Here is a 17,704-nt window from a genome sequence, read left to right on the forward strand (position 1 = left end):
TCCCTTCGCGACCGGACCGATTCAGAACGGCCGGTCGATCGTTCCGCGGTTGTAGCGACGGGTCCGTTCGAAGGAGATCAAGGCACCTTCTTCGTCGAGCGAGACCTTGTAACTGGCCAGCACGCTGGTCGTGTCGGGGATGCGCTCCAGCTCCACCACCTCCACCTGCGCCTCCCAGCCCGAGTCGGTGGGCCGGAGCGAGGAGACGGATTCGGGTGGTCTGCCGAGCAGTTTCGCCAGTTGGGTGGCGGCCGAACTCATCGCCGAGCCCGCGTCGACGGGTTTCGCCCGGCGCGGCGCCGGTCCCCGCCGGGCGGAAGGCCGCTCCCGTCGCTCGTCGTCGGTGTGGGGGGCGGTCCGTCGGGGGCGGTCCGGGTCTGCTGAGGCCATGAGGCACTTCCAGAGGACGTATAGCCAGTTATGGCTAGAATTTCATGGTATAGGGGCAAATGCCATGCCCGGGAGAGCAGGCTCGTCCCCCACCGCCCGCGCGGGGCGTTCTCCGCCGGCGCACACGCCGACGCGCGGCCCGACACGAAGGGTTCCGCACGGGCGACGGCGAGGCCACGGGCGTCCGGTGAAGGGACGAAGATCATGGAGGACACGTCCAAGATCGCTCTGGCCGCCGCGGTGGCCGGAGGCTACGTACTGGGACGTACGAAGAAAGGCCGCCTCGCGTTCACCGCGGCGACCTACCTGGCCGGCCGGCGCTTCGGCCTCGAACCCCGGCAGCTCCTGACGGAGGGCCTGACCAGGCTCAAGGAAGTACCCCAGGTCGCGGAGATGAGCGACCAGCTCAGGGGCGAGGCCCTCGACGCCGGCCGCCGGGCCCTCAGGGCGGCGGCCGACCGCAAGCTCTCCGATCTGGCGGACACGCTCCACCAGCGGACCCTGGCGCTCGGTGACCGCGACGACGAGGAGCAGGAGTACGAGGAGCAGGCGTACGAGGACGAGGACGACACGTACGAGGGTGACGGAACGGAGCCCGACGAGTACGAGGAGGAGGAAGAGGAGGAGGAGGAGGAAGAAGACGGCGGCACCCGGGAAGAGGACGAGCCCGCGGAGTCCGGGGGCGGGGGATCGCGCGGGCCCTCGCGCGCAGCGGGCCGCGCACGGGGCGGTGGGAGCCCGGCGGCCCGTCCGCGCGGGGCGGCTCCCGCACGGCGCGGGACCGCCGCGGCGAGGAAGCCCGCGACGGCCACCGGGAAGACGTCTGCGAAGGGCGCCGCGCCGGAGAAGGGGGCCGGGACGGGGAAGGCGGGCCGGGCGCCCGCGAAGAAGACCGCGCCCGCGAAGAAGACCACCGGGACCCGGCCGGCGAAGAAGACGGCCGGGACCCCGCCGGCGAAGAAGACGGCCGCGAAGAAGACCGCGGCGAAGAAGACCGCGGCGAAGAAGACCGCGGCGCGCGGGGCGGCCGGCGGGACCGGCGCCCGAAAGACCGCTGCCGGAAAGAGCACGGCCCGTGAACCGGCGGCCGGGAAGACCGCCGCGAAGAAGACGGCCGCGCGCAGGCCGTCGGCGCGGAGGTAGACCATGGCACGCGAAGACCGGCCCCGGGAGTCCGGCTCCGGACTGGACAAGCTGCTCGGCGAGGTGGGCGATTACGTCTCCGCCCGGACCGGGCAGTTGGCGGAGAAGGCCACGGACGGCCTCGGGGACCTCACCGAACGGCTCCAGGACGTGGCCGACAACGGCGGCGGCCTCGCCGACATCGGCGGACGCATGCTCCAGGGGGACTCCCCCGTCAAGGCGATGGTGGGCCACTCGCTCGGTGGCCTGAAGGACAAGGTCACCGACACCGCCTCGGGCCTGTTCGGCAAGGACAAGGGCAAGGGCAAGCGCAAGAGCGGGACCCAGAAGATCACCAGCATCGTCGAGACGATCGACGTGGGCGCTCCGCTCCGGAGGGTCTACGACCACTGGAGCCAGTACGAGGACTTCAGCGGCTTCACGAAGGGCGTCCGCGACGTCTCGCGGGGCGACGAGACCACCAGCGACTGGAAGGTCAAGGTGGGTCCCTCCACTCGCGGCTGGAAGGCGACGGTCCAGGAGCAGGTCCCCGACGAGCACATCATCTGGACCTCCGAGGGGGCCAAGGGGTCGACCAAGGGCTGCGTCAGCTTCCACGAGCTGGGGCCGTCCCTCACCCGGGTCCTGGTCACCGTGGAGTACTACCCCTCCGGGTTCTTCGAGAAGACGGGCAACCTCTGGCGCGCCCAGGGCCGCCGTCTCCGGCTCGACCTGAAGCACTTCCGCCGGCACGTCGCCCTCACCGACGACGAGCCGGAGGGCTGGCGCGGTGAGATCCGTGACGGCGAGGTGGTCCGTACGCACGAGGAGGCCCTGGAGGAGGAGCAGGAGGCGGACGGGACCGGCGAGGAGGAGGACGAGGAGGGAGAGGGGCGGGAGCCCGCCGAGGAGGACGAGGAGGAGTACGGGGAGGACGACGGCGAGGAGTACGAGGACGCCGGACCCGGCGGGGAGGACGACGGGTACGAGGAGGAGGACGGATACGAAGAGGGCGAGGAGGACGACGCGTACCAGGACGGGTACGAGGGGGAAGGCGAGGAGGAGGACGCGTACGAGGAGCCCGCGGGCCGGAGGCGGGGCCGGCGCTGAGCCGCCCCGTACGGGCTCCGTTCGCGTTTCCGGCGCGCCCTGCCGGTCCCCGCGACCCCCCGCCCCCGCCGGGGCCGGCCCGCCGTGGAGCGGGCCCGCCGCGCCCTCGGGAAGGGCGCGGCGGGCCGTGGCCGGACGGGGTCGGTCACTCGACGATCCTCAGGAGCCTGTTGGCGGTTCCGGGGGTGGCGTCGCCGATCCTGCCGGGGGTGGCCCCGGCGGTCAGGGCGGCGGCGACCTGGGCCGGGGTCGCCCCGGGGTGGGCGGCGAGGTGGACGGCGGCGGCGCCGACGACGTGCGGGGTGGCCATCGACGTGCCGGAGATGGTCCTGGTGTCGCTGTCGTTCCAGTCGGAGGTGATGTCCGAGCCGGGGGCGTAGAGGTCCACGACGGAACCGAAGTTGGAGAAGGCGGACTGCCGGTCGTCCTTGGTGGAGGAGGCGACGGTGATCGCCTCGGGCACGCGGGCCGGGGAGCCCTGACCCGCGTCGGAGGACTCGTTGCCGGCGGCGACGCCGAAGGTGACGCCGGAGGCGATGGCCTTCTTCACCGCCTCGTCGAGGGCCGGGTCGGCGCTGCCGCCGAGGCTCATGTTGGCGACGGAGGGGCCCCGGTGGTTCTTGGTGACCCAGTCGATTCCGGCGACGACCTGGTCGGTGGTGCCGGAGCCGTTGTCGTCGAGGACGCGGACGGCGACGATCTTCGCCTTCTTGGCGACGCCGTGGGCGGCCCCGGCTATGGTGCCGGCGACGTGGGTGCCGTGGCCGTTGCCGTCCTGGGCGACGTCGTCGTTGTCGACGGCGTCGTAGCCGTTGGCGGCGCGTCCGCCGAAGTCGCCGTGGCCGACGCGCACGCCGGTGTCGATGACGTACGCGGTGACGCCCTCTCCGGCGGTGTCGGGGTAGGTGTACTTCCGGTCGCCGGCGGTGTCCGTCTGGTCGACCCGGTCCAGGCCCCAGGAAGGCGGGTTCTCCTGGGTGGCGTTGACGGTGAAGGTGCGGTTCTGGACCACCTCGGCGACGGCCGGGTCGGCGGCGAGGCGCTTGGCGGCGGTCTCGGTGAGGCCGTCGACGGCGAAGCCGTTGATCCGCGAGTCGTAGCTGCGGCGCAGCGTGCCGCCGTACTCCCGGGCGAGTTCGGCCTTGCCGGCCTTGCCGGACCTGCCGGCCTCCTCGCCGAGCAGGACGACGTAGCTGCCCGCCACGGCGTTCCGCGCGCCGAGGCCGTGGACGGTTCCCTCAGCGGGGGCGGGGGCCGCGCCGGCGAACGGACCGGTGGCGACGGCCATTCCGGCGGCCGCGGCGATCGCGGTCGCTACGGCGAGGGTCCTGAACGTGCGGGCACGCTGGTGAGTTGCCATGGAAGAGGGCTCTCCTCGTCAGGATTCGTGGGGGGGCGGGCCGGCGGAGGGAAACTCTCCGGCGGCTTGCCCGAAACCCTGACCGATTGACGAGTGCAAATCAAAGAGCCTTCACAGGCCTATGACCTTCTCGACAGGACTTCTTGGAAAGCGGGGGGACAACTCCTCACGACTCCCCCGGCGCGTCCGCGAGTCGCGGTGGGCGGTGATCACCACCGCGGGTAGGGCCGCACCCCTGCGGGACGCCCCGGCCCCCCGCGGGGGCGCGAGGGTCCGGGGCCGCGCCGGCACGCGAAAGGGGCGCGTCCCGTCCGTGACCGGACGGGACGCGCCCCGGGAACCCGCGCGGAGGCCCGCCTCCACGCCGTCCGCCGCCCGTGGGTGCGACCGCCGTGCGGGACGGCGGTCGCACCGGTGACGCGGAGGGGTCAGACCGTGGTGGGGAAGCGGTCCCAGACGCGGTGCTTGGCCAGGAGCGGGGTCAGCCCCGCCAGGACCGCCTCGCCGCTGTCCGCGAGCACCACGCCGGGGGCGCCGGTGGGCACCGACGCCGCTTCGAGGACGGCCTCCGCGCCCGCCCAGCCGCCGATGGCCTTGGCGTGCCGGAACGCCTCGGAGAGGAGGAGCGCCAGGCGCGGGTCCACGGACGCCCCTCCCTGGCCGGGCTCGCCGGCCTTGGCGTCCCGCGCTCCCAGGGAGTCGGCGCCGGGGACGGGGGTGCCGGCGACGACGACGGCGTCGAACTCGACCGAGCGCGCGGTGGCGAAGGTGCGCTGGACGGTGATCGGGTCGGCGTCGCCGCCGATCCGCCCGCCGGCGGGCGCGACGACCAGCGGCACCATGCCCGCGTCCAGCACCGCCCGGCGCAGGGCGCGCACGCCGTCGGCGTCGGTGGCCCCGTCGGAGACGATGCCGATGATCCTTCCGTCGGCCGGCCACTCCTGCCCGACCTGCGAGAGGGCGGGGCTGGGCCGGACGTCCGGCGCCGGTTCGGTGGCGGCGGGGACGGACATCCCGAGCCCGGCGGCGACCTGGGCGCACAGGTCGGAGTCGATGTTGGCGAGGGCCTGCAGCTGGCGTTCCTTGACGGCGTTGTCCCAGCACTTGCCGAGTTCGAAGGTGTAGGCGGCGATGATGTGCTCGCGCTCCACCGGGCTCATGCTCAGCCAGAACAGCCGGGCCTGGCTGAAGTGGTCCGCGAAGGAGGCGGGCGCCTCGCGGACCTTGCGCCCGGCCGGGACCTCGACCGGCACCTCGACGAAGGCGCCGGTGTCCGCGCCCGCGAAGAACGGGCAGCCGCCGTCCAGGGAGTTCGGCTTGTAGGGCGCGACGCCGGTGTGCACGGCCTGCTGGTGGAAGCCGTCGCGGAGCATGTCGTTGACCGGGGCGTGCGGCCGGTTGATCGGGATCTGGTTGAAGTTGGGGCCCGCCAGCCGGGTGATCTGGGTGTCCAGGTAGGAGAAGAGACGTCCGGCCAGCAGCGGGTCGTCGGTGACGTCGATGCCGGGGACCAGGTGGCCGACGTGGAAGGCGACCTGCTCGGTCTCGGCGAAGAAGTTGGAGGGGTTGCGGTTGAGGGTGAGCAGGCCGATCGGCCGGACCGGTGCGAGCTCCTCGGGGACGATCTTCGTCGCGTCGAGCAGGTCGATGCCCTCGAAGGTCTGGTCGGGGGTGTCGGGGAAGGTCTGGATGCCCAGCTCCCACTGCGGGTACGCGCCCGCCTCGATGGCGTCGGCGAGGTCCCTGCGGTGGAAGTCCGGGTCGACGCCGCTCGTGATCTGCGCCTCCTCCCAGACCTGGGAGTGCACGCCCAGCCTGGGCTTCCAGTGGAACTTCACCAGCGTCGTGGCGCCCTCGGCGTTGACGAGCCGGAAGGTGTGGACGCCGAAGCCCTCCATCATCCGGTAGGAGCGGGGGATGCCCCGGTCGGACATGTTCCACAGGGCGTGGTGCTGGGCCTCGGTGTGGAGCGACACGAAGTCCCAGAAGGTGTCGTGGGCGCTCTGGGCCTGCGGGATCTCCCGGTCGGGGTGGGGCTTGCCGGCGTGGATGACGTCGGGGAACTTGACGGCGTCCTGGATGAAGAAGACCGGGATGTTGTTCCCGACGAGGTCGAAGACGCCTTCCTCGGTGTAGAACTTCGTCGCGAAGCCGCGGGTGTCCCGGACCGTGTCGGCCGAGCCGCGCGAACCGAGCACGGTCGAGAACCGGACGAAGACGGGGGTCTCGGCGTCGGGGGCGAGGAACGCCGCCTTCGTCACGCCCGCCGCCGTGCCGTACGACTGGAAGACGCCGTGCGCCCCGGCGCCGCGCGCGTGGACCACGCGCTCCGGAATCCGCTCGTGGTCGAAGTGCATGATCTTCTCGCGCAGGTGGTGGTCCTGGAGCAGGACCGGCCCGCGCGGACCCGCCTTGAGCGAGTGATCGGTGTCGTACAGACGGGTGCCCTGCGCGGTGGTGAGGTAGGAGCCGCTCTGCGCCACCCGCGCCTGCTCCGCTCCGGTGGGCTGACCGGTGGGGCTCACCGTCTCGGGGCCGCTCTGGTCGGGTTTGGGCGGCAGCGGCCCGTGCGGCGTGGTGGGTTCCTCCAGGGACGCCGGCGCCGGGGAGGGAGCGCCGGGTACCCCCTCCGCGGGCCCGTCCTCCCTGAGCGGCTCGGTCAGTTTCTTGACGGCTGCCTTGAGGGGGTTCTCGTGGGACATCGTTCCTCCGTAGTCGGGCGGGGACTCCGTAGCCATGACCGGTCGCGGGAGTGCCGTAACGCATGCGCTCCCGATCTCCGTCCAACGGCACAGCGTCGGCGTGTCGGCGTTCCGTCCGGTCGTGGCGGCGCGGGCGGGCCGGGCGGCCGGCGGGCGCGGGTGGCCGGGACGGTTCCGCCGCCCGCGGCCGGGGGCCGCGGGGCCGTCCGTACGGGCCGCTCGCTCCACCCCGCCTGCCCTTTCGTTCGCGCTCCACACCTGCCGTGCCGGCCTCGCGCGCGAACGGCCCCGGAAACCGGAAGGCGAAGGTCCGCCCGTGGCCGCCGCGCGCCGCGCGAGACGTTCGCGCGCCCGGCGGGAGGCGGGGCCTCACGGGACGAGTTCGCCATGTTGACATAGGTATGCACGCATACCTAGCATGCGGAAATGCCCACTCCCAGCGCGTCCGCCCAGGACATCGACCGCGTGGCCTCCGGGCTCGCGGCGTGCCTGCCCGCGCTGCAACGGGCCCTCGACCGGCGCGTCGGACAGGACTTCCCGCACCCCAGGCTCCCCGAGGGCCAACTGGCACTGCTGCGGCTCGCGGCCGAGCACGACGGGATCACCGTCCGCGCGGCCGCCGACGCCCTGCTGATGAAGCCGAACAACGTCAGCGCCCTGGTCTCCCGGCTGACCGAGGAGGGGCTGCTGGAGCGCAGGCGGGACGGCGCGGACAAGCGGGTCGCGCACCTGCACCCGACGGCCACGGCGCGACGGCGCCTGGCCGAGGTCCAGCGCCTCAAGGGCACGTACGTCGCCGACGCGCTGCGCGCGCTCACCGAAGGCGAGCTGGACGCCCTCGGCTCGGCCCTGGGCGCGCTCCACTCACTGGCGCGGCACCTCCGTCCCACGACCGGCTGAACCGGCGGAAGGACCGCGCGCGGGATTCCCTCCCGCCCGCGCCCCGCGCCGCACGGACCGGCCGTTCCCCCGCGCGCCGTCATCACGCGCCGGCGTTCCGTCCCGTCGCCACACACCGGCCCGCCCGTCGCGGCCGCCGGTCCGTCGCGCCGCCGACGCACTCCCCGACACTCCGTCAAGACAAGGTATTCCCATGCCCTCCACGTCCGTGGACCGCTCCGCCCCGCCCGCGCCCCCCTCCTCCCGGGACGTTCCCGGCGGTCCGCGCTCCCGCCCCTGGCTCACGCTGGTCGCCGTCGCCTTCGGCCTGTTCATGGTGGGACTCGACGGTTCCGTCGTGTCGATCGCGAACCCGGAGATCGGCCGGGACCTGCACGCCTCCACCGCCGATCTGCAGTGGGTGACCAACGCCTACCTCCTCGCCCTGGCGGCCGTGCTGATCCTGGGCGGCAAGCTGGGCGACCGCTTCGGCAGGCGCACCTGCTACCTGGTCGGCGTCGCCGGGTTCACCGTCGCCTCGGTCGCCATCGGACTGGCCGGCTCGATCGGGGGCGTCATCGCCTTCCGTGCCGCCCAGGGGGTCTTCGGCGCCCTCCTGATGCCCAACACGCTGGCGCTGCTGCGCGCGGTCTTCCCCCCGAAGAAGTTCGGCATGGCCGTCGGCGTCTGGGCCATGGTCTCCTCCGTGTCCACCGCGCTCGGCCCCATCGTCGGCGGACTGCTCGTCGAGCACGTCGGCTGGGAATCGGTCTTCTTCGTCAACGCCCCCATCGGTGCCGTCGCGCTCGTCTTCAGCACCGTCGTGCTGCCGCAGAGCAGGAACGCCGCCGCGGCGGACGAGCGCTTCGACATCCCGGGCGTCGTCCTGCTGGCCGCCGGCCTGCTCGCCGTCGTCTTCGGCGTCGTCAAGGGCGAGACGTGGGGCTGGACCTCCGTCGGCACCGTGGGTGCCGTCGTCGCGGGCGTCGTGATCCTGCTCTGCTTCGGCCGGTACGAGGCCCGCACCGCCCATCCCCTGCTCCCCATGCGGTTGTTCCGCAGCCCGGCGCTGACGATCGGGGTGATCACCACCGCGATCAACTTCTTCGCCCTGCTCGGCGTGATCTTCTTCGTGATGCTGTACCTGCAGAACGTACGGGGGCTCACCCCCGTCGAGGCCGGTGTGCGCACACTGCCGCTCAGCCTCGCCTCGGTGGCCGCGTCGCCCCTGGGCGCGAAGCTCACGGAGAGGTTCGGCCCCCGGTTCACGATGCCGCTCGGCATGGCGCTCCAGGCGGCCGCCTGCTTCGGCATGTCCGCCTGGGACGCGCACTCCTCCGCCGCCGTGATGTGGCCGCCGTTCGTCGCGCTCGGCCTGGGCGTCGGCATGGTGATGTCCGCCTCCTCCGAGGCCGTCGTCGGCAACGCGCCGGTCGAGGAAGGCGGGGTGGCGGGTGGCCTGCAGGCCACCGCCCTGCAGATCGGCGGCGCGCTCGGCACCTCCGTCCTCGTCTCGCTGATCAGCAGCCGGGTGGGGGCCACGCTGACCGGTGAACTCTCCGCCGCCGGGGTGCCGGCCCCCGTGGCGGAGGGCCTGGCCGGGGCCCGGGACGCGGTGGCGATGGGGGTCGCGCCGGTCTCCGGCGACATGTCCGCGCGGCTCGGGGCCGCCGTCGCCGAGGGCAGCGCGCGGGCGTTCATGAACGGCGTGCACACCGCCGTGCTCGCCACCGGAACGCTGTGCGCCGTCGGCGCCGTCCTGGCCGTGGTGGGCGTACGGCGCGCCCCCGAGGCCCCCCGGCACTGAGGAGTGCGGGCGGCGGCCCGGCCGGGCGGTGCGGGGCCGGCCGTACGCCGACGGCACCGTACGGACGCGGGTGGATCCGCCGGCCGCGCACGGCCCGGCGTCACGGTTCCGGGCGGTGATCACTCCCCCCTATACTTCTACACTGATGTAGATGATGGGGGGCGCGGTCCGGAGCGCCGTTCCGCACACGTGGGATGAAGGAGTGAACGCCCGATGGTGTTCAAGCGTCTGCTCGGCTCGCTCGGCGTAGGGGCCCCCTCGGTGGACACCGTGCTCGATCCGGGCGCAGTGACCCCGGGCGGCACCCTCGGCGGGCAGGTCCACCTCCGGGGAGGTGACGCCGGCTTCACGATCGAGCACATCACCCTGGAACTGGTGGCCCGCGTCGAGGCGGAACACGAGGACGGCGAGGCGGAGGGCACGGTCGTCTTCCACCGGCACGTCGCCGGCGGGAACTTCCGCCTGGCGGAGCACGAACGGCGCAGCGTGCCCTTCTCGTTCCCGCTGCCGTGGGAGACGCCGGTCACCGAGCTGCACGGGCAGAACCTGGGCGTCGTCCTGGGGGTGCGGACCGAACTGGGCGTGGCCGGAGCCCGGGACAAGGGCGACCTGGACCCGCTCGCGGTCCGTCCCCTGCCCGCACAAGAGGCGATCCTGGAGGCCTTCGGCCAACTGGGCTTCGGCTTCGGGTCGGCGGACCTGGAACTGGGCCGCGTCCACGGGACCGGCCAGCGACTGCCGTTCTACCAGGAGATCGAGATGACCCCGGCCCCCGGATACGCACACCGGGTCGGCGAGATCGAGCTGACGTTCCTGGCCGGGCCGGCGGGCCTGGAGGTCGTCCTGGAGGCCGACAAGCACGGGGGACCGTTCTCCGGAGGCCACGACGCGCTCACCCGTTTCACCGTGGGCCACGACGAGGCCGGGCGGACCGACTGGAACGCGCGGGTGGAGGAATGGATCGGCCGGCTCCTCGACCACCACACCTCGTACCGCCCCCAGGACGCGTACGGAGACGGCGGGACGCCCTTCGGGCAGGGGGCCCACGGGGGCGGGTACGGCGTCCACCCCCACGGGGACGGACACCGCGCGGGCGCGGGCACGGCGATCGCGGCCGGCGCGGCCGGGCTCGCCGTCGGCGTGGCCGGGGGCATGGTCGCCGCCGAAGTCGTGGACGAGGTGGGCGACTTCTTCGAGGGCGAGGACGAGGACGAGGACGAGGAAGGGGACGACGAGGAGTGACCCCTCGCGGCGGCGGGGCGGGGCCGCGCTCCCGGGGCGGATGCCGGCGGTGCCGTCGTCCGCCCCGGAGGGCGGGGCTTTTCGTTACGCGCCCCGCCTGCCGGTGTCCGCCTCGGGGCACGGCGGGGAGGGCGGGACCCGGCGGCTCGTTTTTGGTATGGACCTGACAAGAGGATGCCGCTAGCGTGGCGGCCGACGCTCCCTGAGAGCGCTCTCACGCGTTCGACTCCCCCTCGTCAGGAGGCCTCGTGAAACGCACCACCTCCCTGGGCGCCGCCTTCGCGGCCCTGTTGCTCACGCTCGGTCTCGGCGCCGCCCGCGCCGGGACCGCGAACGCCGCCCCGCTCCCCGATCCGTCCCCGTCCTCCCCCTCGGCCTCGGCCGGGCTGCTCGACGCCCTGCGGCAGGACCTCGGCCTGACTCCCTCGCAGGCCGAGGAACGGCTGCGCGCCGAGAAGACCGCCACGGCCGTGGAGAAGGCCGCCCGGCAGGCCGCCGGGAACGCGTACGGGGGGTCGTGGTTCGAGCCCGCGACGGGGCGGCTCGTCGTCGCCGTCACCGATCGCGCCGAGGAGGCCGGGGTGCGCGCCCTCGGCGCCGACACCCGGATCGTCCGCCACAGCGCCGCCGCCCTCGACCGCGCCAAGTCCCGCCTGGACGCGCTTCCCGCCCCGGCGGGCGTGGCCGGATGGCACGTGGACCCGAGGAGCAACAGCGTCGTCGTCACGGTGGTCCGCGCCGAGAAGGAGGCGCCCGCCGTGCGCGCCTTCGTCGAGAAGGCCCGCGCCGGCGGCCCGGTCACCGTCGCCGAGGCGGCCGCCGCACCCCGTACGTACGCGGCGGGCACCGTCGGAGGCGATCCGTACTACACCGGCAACGTGCGCTGTTCGATCGGTTTCTCCGTGCACGGCGGATTCGTGACGGCCGGGCACTGCGGACAGGCCGGAGCGGCGGTGCGCGGCTGGGACGGCTCCGCCATGGGCACCTTCCAGGGCTCCTCGTTCCCCGGCAACGACTACGCGTACGTGAGCATCCACAGCGGCTGGTGGACCGTCCCGGTCGTCCTCGGCTGGGGCACCGTCCCGGACCGGCTGGTGCGTGGTTCCGCCGAGGCGCCCGTGGGCGCGTCCATCTGCCGTTCGGGCTCCACCACCAAGTGGCACTGCGGCACGGTCCTGGCCAAGAACGAGACGGTCAACTACAGCCAGGGCGCCGTCCAGCAGATGACGAAGACCAGCGTCTGCGCGGAGGGCGGCGACTCCGGCGGCGCGTTCATCAGCGGCGACCAGGCGCAGGGCGTCACCTCCGGCGGCTGGGGCAACTGCTCCTCCGGCGGCGAGACCTGGTTCCAGCCGGTCAACGAGATCCTGGGCCGCTACGGCCTGACCCTGCACACCGCCTGATCCCGCGCACCGGCCGGACCCTGCACACCGGCCGAGCCGCGGACGCCCCGCCGCCGCCCGGTATCCTGGAGACGCGACCGTCCCCGGACCGTCGCGCGGCGGTGGGGCCCGCCGTACCCGAACCGCGGTGACACACCGCCGACGGTCCCTGCTCGTGACCGGTCCCGCACGCGCGCGTGCGGGAGACCACGCGTAGGGAGAGGCATGCGTTCCGACGACACCCCGGGAGCCACGGCGTCCGGGCCGGCCGGCTCCGTCGCCGCGCCGGAGGCCGCCCCCCGGCCCCGGGAGACGGCCCGTACCCGCCACGGCGTCCTCGCGGCCGTCGCGGCGGGCGGCGCGCTCGGCGCCCTGGCCCGTTTCGGGGCGTCCCGGCTGTACCCCACGGCCGCCGGGGACTTTCCCTGGACGACCCTCGCGGTGAACGCCGCCGGCTGCCTGATGATCGGCGTCCTCCTGGTCGCCGTCACGGAGGTCTTCACCGCCCACCCCCTGGTGCGCCCGTTCCTGGGGACCGGGGTGCTGGGCGGGTTCACCACCTTCTCCACGTACTGCGCGGACGTCGCGCGCCTCGCCGGCGACGGGCGCGCCCCCGTCGCGCTCGCCTACCTGGCGGCGACCGTCGTCGCCGCGATGGCGGCGGTGAGCGCCGGCGCGTCCGGCACGCGCCGCCTCCTGGCGAACCGGAGCACGGCATGACCTTCCGCACCAGGGCGGCGGCGCGCCCGGCCGCCGGCACACGGCAGCACCGGCCGGTCCGGGGCGGGACCGTCCGGTCAGTCCGGTCCGTCCGGTCCGGCACCGGCCCCCCGGCGGTCCGGCGGTGAACGACCTCCTCCTCGTGGCCGTCGGCGGCGCCGTCGGCGCACTCCTGCGCCACCTGACCGACCGCGCCGTCCGGGCCCGCCACGGCACCGCCTTCCCGTGGGGCACCTTCACCGTGAACGTCACGGGCTCCCTGGTCCTCGGCCTCCTCACGGGAGCCGCCCTGTCCGGCGCGGCCGGGCACACCGCGCAGCTCCTCCTGGGAACCGGCCTGTGCGGCGCGCTGACGACGTACTCGACGTTCTCCTACGAGACGCTGCGGCTGGCGGAGACCGGTGCGAAGCTCCTCGCCGCGGCCAACGTCGTCGCCTCCGTGGTCGCCGGGGTCGGCGCGGTCCTCGCCGGGCTCACCGTCGCCGGGGCCCTGTTCCCCTGAACCGGACCGTCCCCCGGCCCCCACCGCCGGGCGGACGGCGCCGGGCACGGGGGCCCCGGTGGCCGCGAGGCCTCCCGGTCGGGCGACCGCCGGAACGGCCGGCCGGCGGCGGAGCGGGGCACGGCCGCGGCGGGGCTCGTGGCCGGCGCGGCGTCGCCGGTCCTCACGGTGGCGGTGCACCTGCGCGCCGGCCACGGCGCGCCCACGGCGTACGGCGCCTTCGAACCGGTCGCGCTGCTGATCGTCCTGGCGTTCACGGCCCGGCGCGGCACACCGCCCCTCCTCACGGCGGTGGCGGGGGTGGCGCTGGTCGCCGCCGTGGTGTCGCGCCCCCTCGCGGTGGAGGTCCGGGAGGGCAGCGTCCTCGTCGCCTTCGTGTCGACGCTGATCGCCGTGGCGGTGGCGGGCGCCGCCGGGATCGGGGACGTGCCCATGCGCGAGGGGCAGTCCGGCCGCGTCCGCGGTCTCCTCGGCCTGAGGGACCGCGTGCCGGTCGGCTGGGCGTCGGGAGCGGTGGACGTCGTCCCGCCCGGACGGGCCGGCGTCCCGGGCGAGGTCGTCTGGTCGATGGGCCAGTACGGGCCCGGCCGGGGCGGAGGGGGCGGAGAGGACAACGGCTTCTTGCCGGGCGTGCCCGCCGGAGGCCGAGACGCTGCGACCCGTGGGGCCGGTCCGTCGGATTCGACGGGCCGGCCCCGCGGGCGCCGGCCTCCGCGAACGGCCGCGAACGGCGCTCACGGAGCGGTCCTAACGACCCTGGAGCGCCTTGACGTTGTCGCCGAACGTCCAGCCCTTCGCGCCGTCCCAGTTCGCCGACCAGGTCATCAGGCCCTTGAGCGCCCCGCCGTAGTGGTTCCACGCCTGGGCCACGGCCGACGGCGCCATGTGACCGCCGCCCGCGCCCGGCTGGGCGGGCAGTCCGGGGACCTGCTTGTCGTACGGGACCTTGACGGTGGTGCCCTGGATCACGAGCCCCCTGTTCAGGCAGTCGGTCTGGGCGACGAACCCGGCGACGGTGCCGGCGGAGTAGGAGTCGCCCGCGCAGCCGTACATGCTGCCGTTGTAGTACTGCATGTTGAGCCACCACAGCCGGCCGTTGTCCGCGTACTTCTTGATGACCGGCAGGTACGCGCCCCAGATCGACCCGTAGACCACGCTGCCGCCGGTGACGTACGCGGTCTCCGGTGCCATCGTCAGGCCGAAGCCGGCGGGCATGCGGGCGAGGACGCCGTCGATGACGCGGATCAGGTTGGCCTGGGAGGTGGAGAGGGTGCCGAAGGTGCCGCTGCCGACCAGACCCGTCTCGATGTCGATGTCGATGCCGTCGAAGTTGTACTTCTTCAGGATGGGGACGAGGGTGTCGACGAACCGGTCGGCGACGGCGGCGGAGTTCAGGTCGATGCCCGCCGCGGCGCCGCCGATCGACATCAGGATCGTCGCCCCGGCCGCCTTGGCTCGGCACATCTCGGCGGGGGTGGGGACGCGGACGGTGCTGTCCATGCCGTCCTCCCACAGCGCCGTCCCGTCCGGACGGATCACGGGGAAGGCGGCGTTGAGGACGTTGTAGCCGTGGGCGGCGAAGCGCGGGTCGTCGACGGGGGCCCAGCCGAAGGGCGGGTGGACGCCGTTGGAGGCGCCGTCCCAGTTCTCCCAGTACCCCTGCAGCACCTTTCCGGCGGGCTTCGGTTTGAGGGCGCAGGTGTCCGCGTTCGCGGAGGAGGCGGCGGGAGCGGCGGAGAGGGGCGGGGCGGACGCGGCCGTCCGTACGGGCTTCGCGCCCTCGGCGGCGGCGGGTGCGGCGAGGGCGGCGGCTGCGAGCAGGGCGCTGAGGCCCGCTCCGAGGACGCGGGCGATCCGGGGGCCTGGCATGCGTGCTCCTTGGGACGTGGGGGGAGTCCTGGGCGTGGCGCGCGCTCCCACCGACCGTAGGTTGGTCCAGACCATTCGTCAACCAAGGTGACGCGGAAAGGAGTTGGCCACCGTCACCCCGTGGGCGGCGGTGTTCCGGACCCGTTCGCGGCCCGGCGGACGGAGGCGCCCGCCGCCCGCCCCGGAGAGGGCGGACGGGCACCGGCGCGGACGACGGGCCCGTCCGGGAGCGCGCCCGGCACCGTCGCGCCGTCCCCGTTCACCCGCACGGATGAGCACCCGCCGGTTCCGGCTCCGCCTGCGTCCTCCGGGAGCGGGAACGCCGGAGAGTGGTCGGACGATCCGCTCCTCCGAGCGGGGAACCAGAGGGCAGGAAAGCAGATGGTCCGTCACCCGATCCTTCGATGTCGTCACGTCCTCGCCGTCGTGCTGCTCGTCGCCGCGGCGACGGTCCTGCCCGGCGCGCCTCCCCGGTGGGGCGGCCGTGCCGCCGCCGCCCCGCCCGCCTTCGACACGGCACCCGCGCGGGCGGGCCTGGAACGGCTGCTCGCCGCCCGGGCCCGGCAGTTCGCCCTGGTCCCCGTCGAGCGGCCGGACTCCGGCGACTACTTCGCGGTCTCCGGCACGGCGGGCCGGATCGAGATCCGGGGCACCTCCCCGGCCACGCTGCTCGCCGGGGCGGGCTGGTACCTGGAGCGGGTCGCCGGGGTCGACGTCGGATGGCCCGGCGACAGCCTCGGACGGCTGCCCGCCACGCTCCCCGGGGTCGACGGGACCCTCACCCGGTCGGCGAACGTGCCCCACCGCTACGCCCTGAACGACACGGACGAGGGCTACTCGGGCGCGTACCGGGACTTCGACGCGTACCGCCGCGACATCGACCTGATGGCGCTGCACGGCGTGAACGAGGTGTTCGTCCCGACCGGCACCGACTACGTGTACCACCGGACCTTCCAGGAGTTCGGCTACGACGCCGCCGAGCTGCGGAACTGGCTCCCCGGCCCCGCCCACCAGGCCTGGTGGATGCTGCAGAACATGTCCGGCTTCGCCGGGCCGGTGTCCGAACGGCTGATCGAGGCCCGCGCGGCCCTGGGCGCCCGGATCGCGGGGCACCTGCGCTCCCTCGGCATGACCCCCGTCCTCCCGGGCTACTTCGGCACGGTGCCGCCGGGGTTCGCCGCGCGGAACCCGGGCGCGGTCACCGTCCCCCAGGGCAAGTGGGTGGGGTTCGACCGGCCGGACTGGCTGGACCCGACCGGCCCGGTCTTCGGCCGGCTGGCCGCCGCCTTCTACCGCGTCCAGCGGGAGCGGTTCGGTGACAGCGGCATGTTCAAGATGGACCTGCTGCACGAGGGCGGCACCCCGGGTCCGGTCGACGTCGCCTCGGCGGCCGGGGCCGTCCAGCGGGCCCTGGACACCGCGCACCCCGGCGCCACCTGGGTCATGCTCGGCTGGCAGCGCAATCCGACCGCCGCGTTCCTCGGCGGGGTGGACCGCGCCCGGGTGCTGATCGTCGACGGACTCTCCGACCGCTACGACGGCCTCGACCGCGAGACCGAGTGGGGCGGCACGCCCTACGCCTTCGGCTCCATCGCCAACTTCGGCGGCCACACCAGCCTGGGCGCCAACACCGGTGCCTGGGTGGACCGCTTCCACGCGTGGCTGGCCGGGCCCGGCTCCGCGCTGCGCGGGATCGCCTACCTGCCGGAGGGCACCGGCGGCAACCCCGCCGGGTTCGACCTGTTCACCGAACTCGCCTGGCAGCCGGGCCGGATCGACCAGCGGGCCTGGTTCGCCGGCTACGCGGCCCGGCGCTACGGCGGCGCCGACCCGCACGCCGCCGCCGCCTGGGAGCAGCTGCGGCTCGGCCCGTACAGCATGCCCACGGGGACGTGGAGCGAGCCGCAGGACAGCCTCTTCACCGCGCGCCCGAGCCTGACGGCCGACAAGGCGGCGCGCTGGAGCCCGGCCGCCATGCGGTACGACGCCGCCACGGTGGAGCGGGCCCTGTCCGAACTGCTCCGGGTCGCCCCCGCGCTGCGGACCACGGACGCGTACCGCCACGACCTCGTGGACGTGGCGCGGCAGGCGCTCACCAACCGCGGCCGCGTGCTGCTGCCGCGCGTCAGGGCCGCCTACGAGGCCGGGGACCTGGAGCGCTTCCGGGCGCTGGTGCGGGAGTGGAACGCCGCCGAGGACCTGCTCGGGCGGCTCGTCGGTTCCGACCGGCGGTTCCTGCTCGGCCCGTGGCTGGAGGCCGCCCGCTCCTGGGGCGCCGATCCCGCCGAACGCGACCGCCTGGAGTACGACGCCCGCTCGATCCTGACCACCTGGGGCGGCCGGGGGCCGAGCGAGGCGGGGTTGCGCGACTACGCGAACCGGGAGTGGGACGGGCTCGTCCGGGAAGTCTACGCACCGCGCTGGGCCGCCTACTTCGCGACCCTCGACGAGGCCCTGGTGACCGGCGGGACCCCGGCCGCCGTCGACTGGTTCGCGCGGGACGACGCCTGGGCCCGTGACCACCGGCCCCACCCGACCGCGCCGACCGGTGACCCCTACGCCCTGGCGGAGGAGGTGCGGGCGGCCCTGGCGGCGTCCTGACGGTTTCCGGGACCGGGA

13 protein-coding genes are annotated in these 17,704 nt (G+C 74.4%); 9 read left to right on the top strand and 4 right to left on the bottom strand.

Features of this window, described 5'->3' with window-relative positions; all coding sequences use genetic code 11:
* Nucleotides 1-21: 21 nt before the first annotated feature.
* The gene (locus ACZ3IL_RS12365; protein ID WP_467389367.1) at nt 22-390 is read right to left on the bottom strand and encodes a gas vesicle protein GvpO; all 369 of its coding nucleotides are present in this window, start codon (nt 388-390) and stop codon (nt 22-24) included.
* A gap of 204 nt (nt 391-594) precedes the next feature.
* Here ACZ3IL_RS12365 and ACZ3IL_RS12370 point away from each other — a divergent pair, with 204 nt between their 5' ends.
* Entirely contained in the window at nt 595-1,533 is a 939-nt protein-coding gene (locus ACZ3IL_RS12370) for a histone protein (protein ID WP_467389369.1), read from the top strand.
* A 3-nt stretch (nt 1,534-1,536) separates the two neighbouring features.
* Entirely contained in the window at nt 1,537-2,622 is a 1,086-nt protein-coding gene (locus tag ACZ3IL_RS12375) for an SRPBCC family protein (protein ID WP_467389371.1), read from the top strand.
* Between the two features lie 145 nt (nt 2,623-2,767).
* Here the strand turns inward: ACZ3IL_RS12375 and ACZ3IL_RS12380 are convergent, their stop codons facing one another.
* Both ACZ3IL_RS12380 and ACZ3IL_RS12385 read right to left on the bottom strand, forming a co-directional pair.
* Nucleotides 2,768-3,982 (bottom strand): S8 family peptidase, encoded by a 1,215-nt coding sequence (locus ACZ3IL_RS12380; RefSeq protein ID WP_467389373.1) that lies wholly within the window; start codon nt 3,980-3,982, stop codon nt 2,768-2,770.
* A gap of 428 nt (nt 3,983-4,410) precedes the next feature.
* A complete protein-coding gene (locus ACZ3IL_RS12385; RefSeq protein WP_467389375.1) occupies nt 4,411-6,684 on the bottom strand; it encodes a catalase in 2,274 nt (757 codons plus the stop codon).
* Nucleotides 6,685-7,110: 426 nt separating this feature from the next.
* Here ACZ3IL_RS12385 and ACZ3IL_RS12390 point away from each other — a divergent pair, with 426 nt between their 5' ends.
* The 6 genes from ACZ3IL_RS12390 (at nt 7,111) to crcB (ACZ3IL_RS12415) (ending at nt 13,216) form a co-directional block, all read left to right on the top strand.
* Entirely contained in the window at nt 7,111-7,584 is a 474-nt protein-coding gene (locus tag ACZ3IL_RS12390) for a MarR family winged helix-turn-helix transcriptional regulator (RefSeq protein ID WP_467389377.1), read from the top strand.
* 193 nt (nt 7,585-7,777) lie between these two features.
* A complete protein-coding gene (locus ACZ3IL_RS12395; protein WP_467389379.1) occupies nt 7,778-9,370 on the top strand; it encodes an MFS transporter in 1,593 nt (530 codons plus the stop codon).
* Between the two features lie 213 nt (nt 9,371-9,583).
* Nucleotides 9,584-10,612 carry a sporulation protein gene (locus ACZ3IL_RS12400; RefSeq protein WP_467389381.1) on the top strand — a complete coding sequence of 343 codons (1,029 nt, stop codon included), beginning with the start codon at nt 9,584-9,586 and terminating at the stop codon, nt 10,610-10,612.
* 248 nt (nt 10,613-10,860) lie between these two features.
* Nucleotides 10,861-12,015, top strand: coding sequence for a S1 family peptidase (locus ACZ3IL_RS12405; RefSeq protein WP_467389383.1), 1,155 nt, complete (start codon nt 10,861-10,863; stop codon nt 12,013-12,015).
* Nucleotides 12,016-12,219: 204 nt separating this feature from the next.
* A complete protein-coding gene (gene crcB, locus ACZ3IL_RS12410; RefSeq protein ID WP_467389385.1) occupies nt 12,220-12,714 on the top strand; it encodes a fluoride efflux transporter CrcB in 495 nt (164 codons plus the stop codon).
* Between the two features lie 124 nt (nt 12,715-12,838).
* Nucleotides 12,839-13,216 carry a fluoride efflux transporter CrcB gene (gene crcB, locus ACZ3IL_RS12415; protein ID WP_467389387.1) on the top strand — a complete coding sequence of 126 codons (378 nt, stop codon included), beginning with the start codon at nt 12,839-12,841 and terminating at the stop codon, nt 13,214-13,216.
* Between the two features lie 747 nt (nt 13,217-13,963).
* On the opposite strand, the gene ACZ3IL_RS12420 is transcribed toward crcB (ACZ3IL_RS12415), so the two are convergent.
* Nucleotides 13,964-15,085, bottom strand: a complete 1,122-nt coding sequence (locus tag ACZ3IL_RS12420) for a chitinase (RefSeq protein WP_467389389.1) — start codon at nt 15,083-15,085, stop codon at nt 13,964-13,966.
* Between the two features lie 381 nt (nt 15,086-15,466).
* Here ACZ3IL_RS12420 and ACZ3IL_RS12425 point away from each other — a divergent pair, with 381 nt between their 5' ends.
* Nucleotides 15,467-17,686, top strand: coding sequence for an alpha-N-acetylglucosaminidase (locus ACZ3IL_RS12425; protein WP_467389391.1), 2,220 nt, complete (start codon nt 15,467-15,469; stop codon nt 17,684-17,686).
* Nucleotides 17,687-17,704 lie beyond the last annotated feature (18 nt).

The sequence above is a fragment of the Streptomyces sp. NPDC014907 genome (genome assembly GCF_055562975.1).

Excerpts from the sequence above, each read along its gene's own strand:
- ACZ3IL_RS12365 (WP_467389367.1), bottom strand. The coding sequence starts at position 390 with ATGGCCTCAGCAGACCCGGACCGCCCCCGACGGACCGCCCCCCACACC.
- ACZ3IL_RS12370 (WP_467389369.1), top strand. The coding sequence starts at position 595 with ATGGAGGACACGTCCAAGATCGCTCTGGCCGCCGCGGTGGCCGGAGGC.
- ACZ3IL_RS12375 (WP_467389371.1), top strand. The coding sequence starts at position 1,537 with ATGGCACGCGAAGACCGGCCCCGGGAGTCCGGCTCCGGACTGGACAAG.
- ACZ3IL_RS12380 (WP_467389373.1), bottom strand. The coding sequence starts at position 3,982 with ATGGCAACTCACCAGCGTGCCCGCACGTTCAGGACCCTCGCCGTAGCG.
- ACZ3IL_RS12385 (WP_467389375.1), bottom strand. The coding sequence starts at position 6,684 with ATGTCCCACGAGAACCCCCTCAAGGCAGCCGTCAAGAAACTGACCGAG.
- ACZ3IL_RS12390 (WP_467389377.1), top strand. The coding sequence starts at position 7,111 with ATGCCCACTCCCAGCGCGTCCGCCCAGGACATCGACCGCGTGGCCTCC.
- ACZ3IL_RS12395 (WP_467389379.1), top strand. The coding sequence starts at position 7,778 with ATGCCCTCCACGTCCGTGGACCGCTCCGCCCCGCCCGCGCCCCCCTCC.
- ACZ3IL_RS12400 (WP_467389381.1), top strand. The coding sequence starts at position 9,584 with ATGGTGTTCAAGCGTCTGCTCGGCTCGCTCGGCGTAGGGGCCCCCTCG.
- crcB (WP_467389385.1), top strand. The coding sequence starts at position 12,220 with ATGCGTTCCGACGACACCCCGGGAGCCACGGCGTCCGGGCCGGCCGGC.
- ACZ3IL_RS12420 (WP_467389389.1), bottom strand. The coding sequence starts at position 15,085 with ATGCCAGGCCCCCGGATCGCCCGCGTCCTCGGAGCGGGCCTCAGCGCC.
- ACZ3IL_RS12425 (WP_467389391.1), top strand. The coding sequence starts at position 15,467 with ATGGTCCGTCACCCGATCCTTCGATGTCGTCACGTCCTCGCCGTCGTG.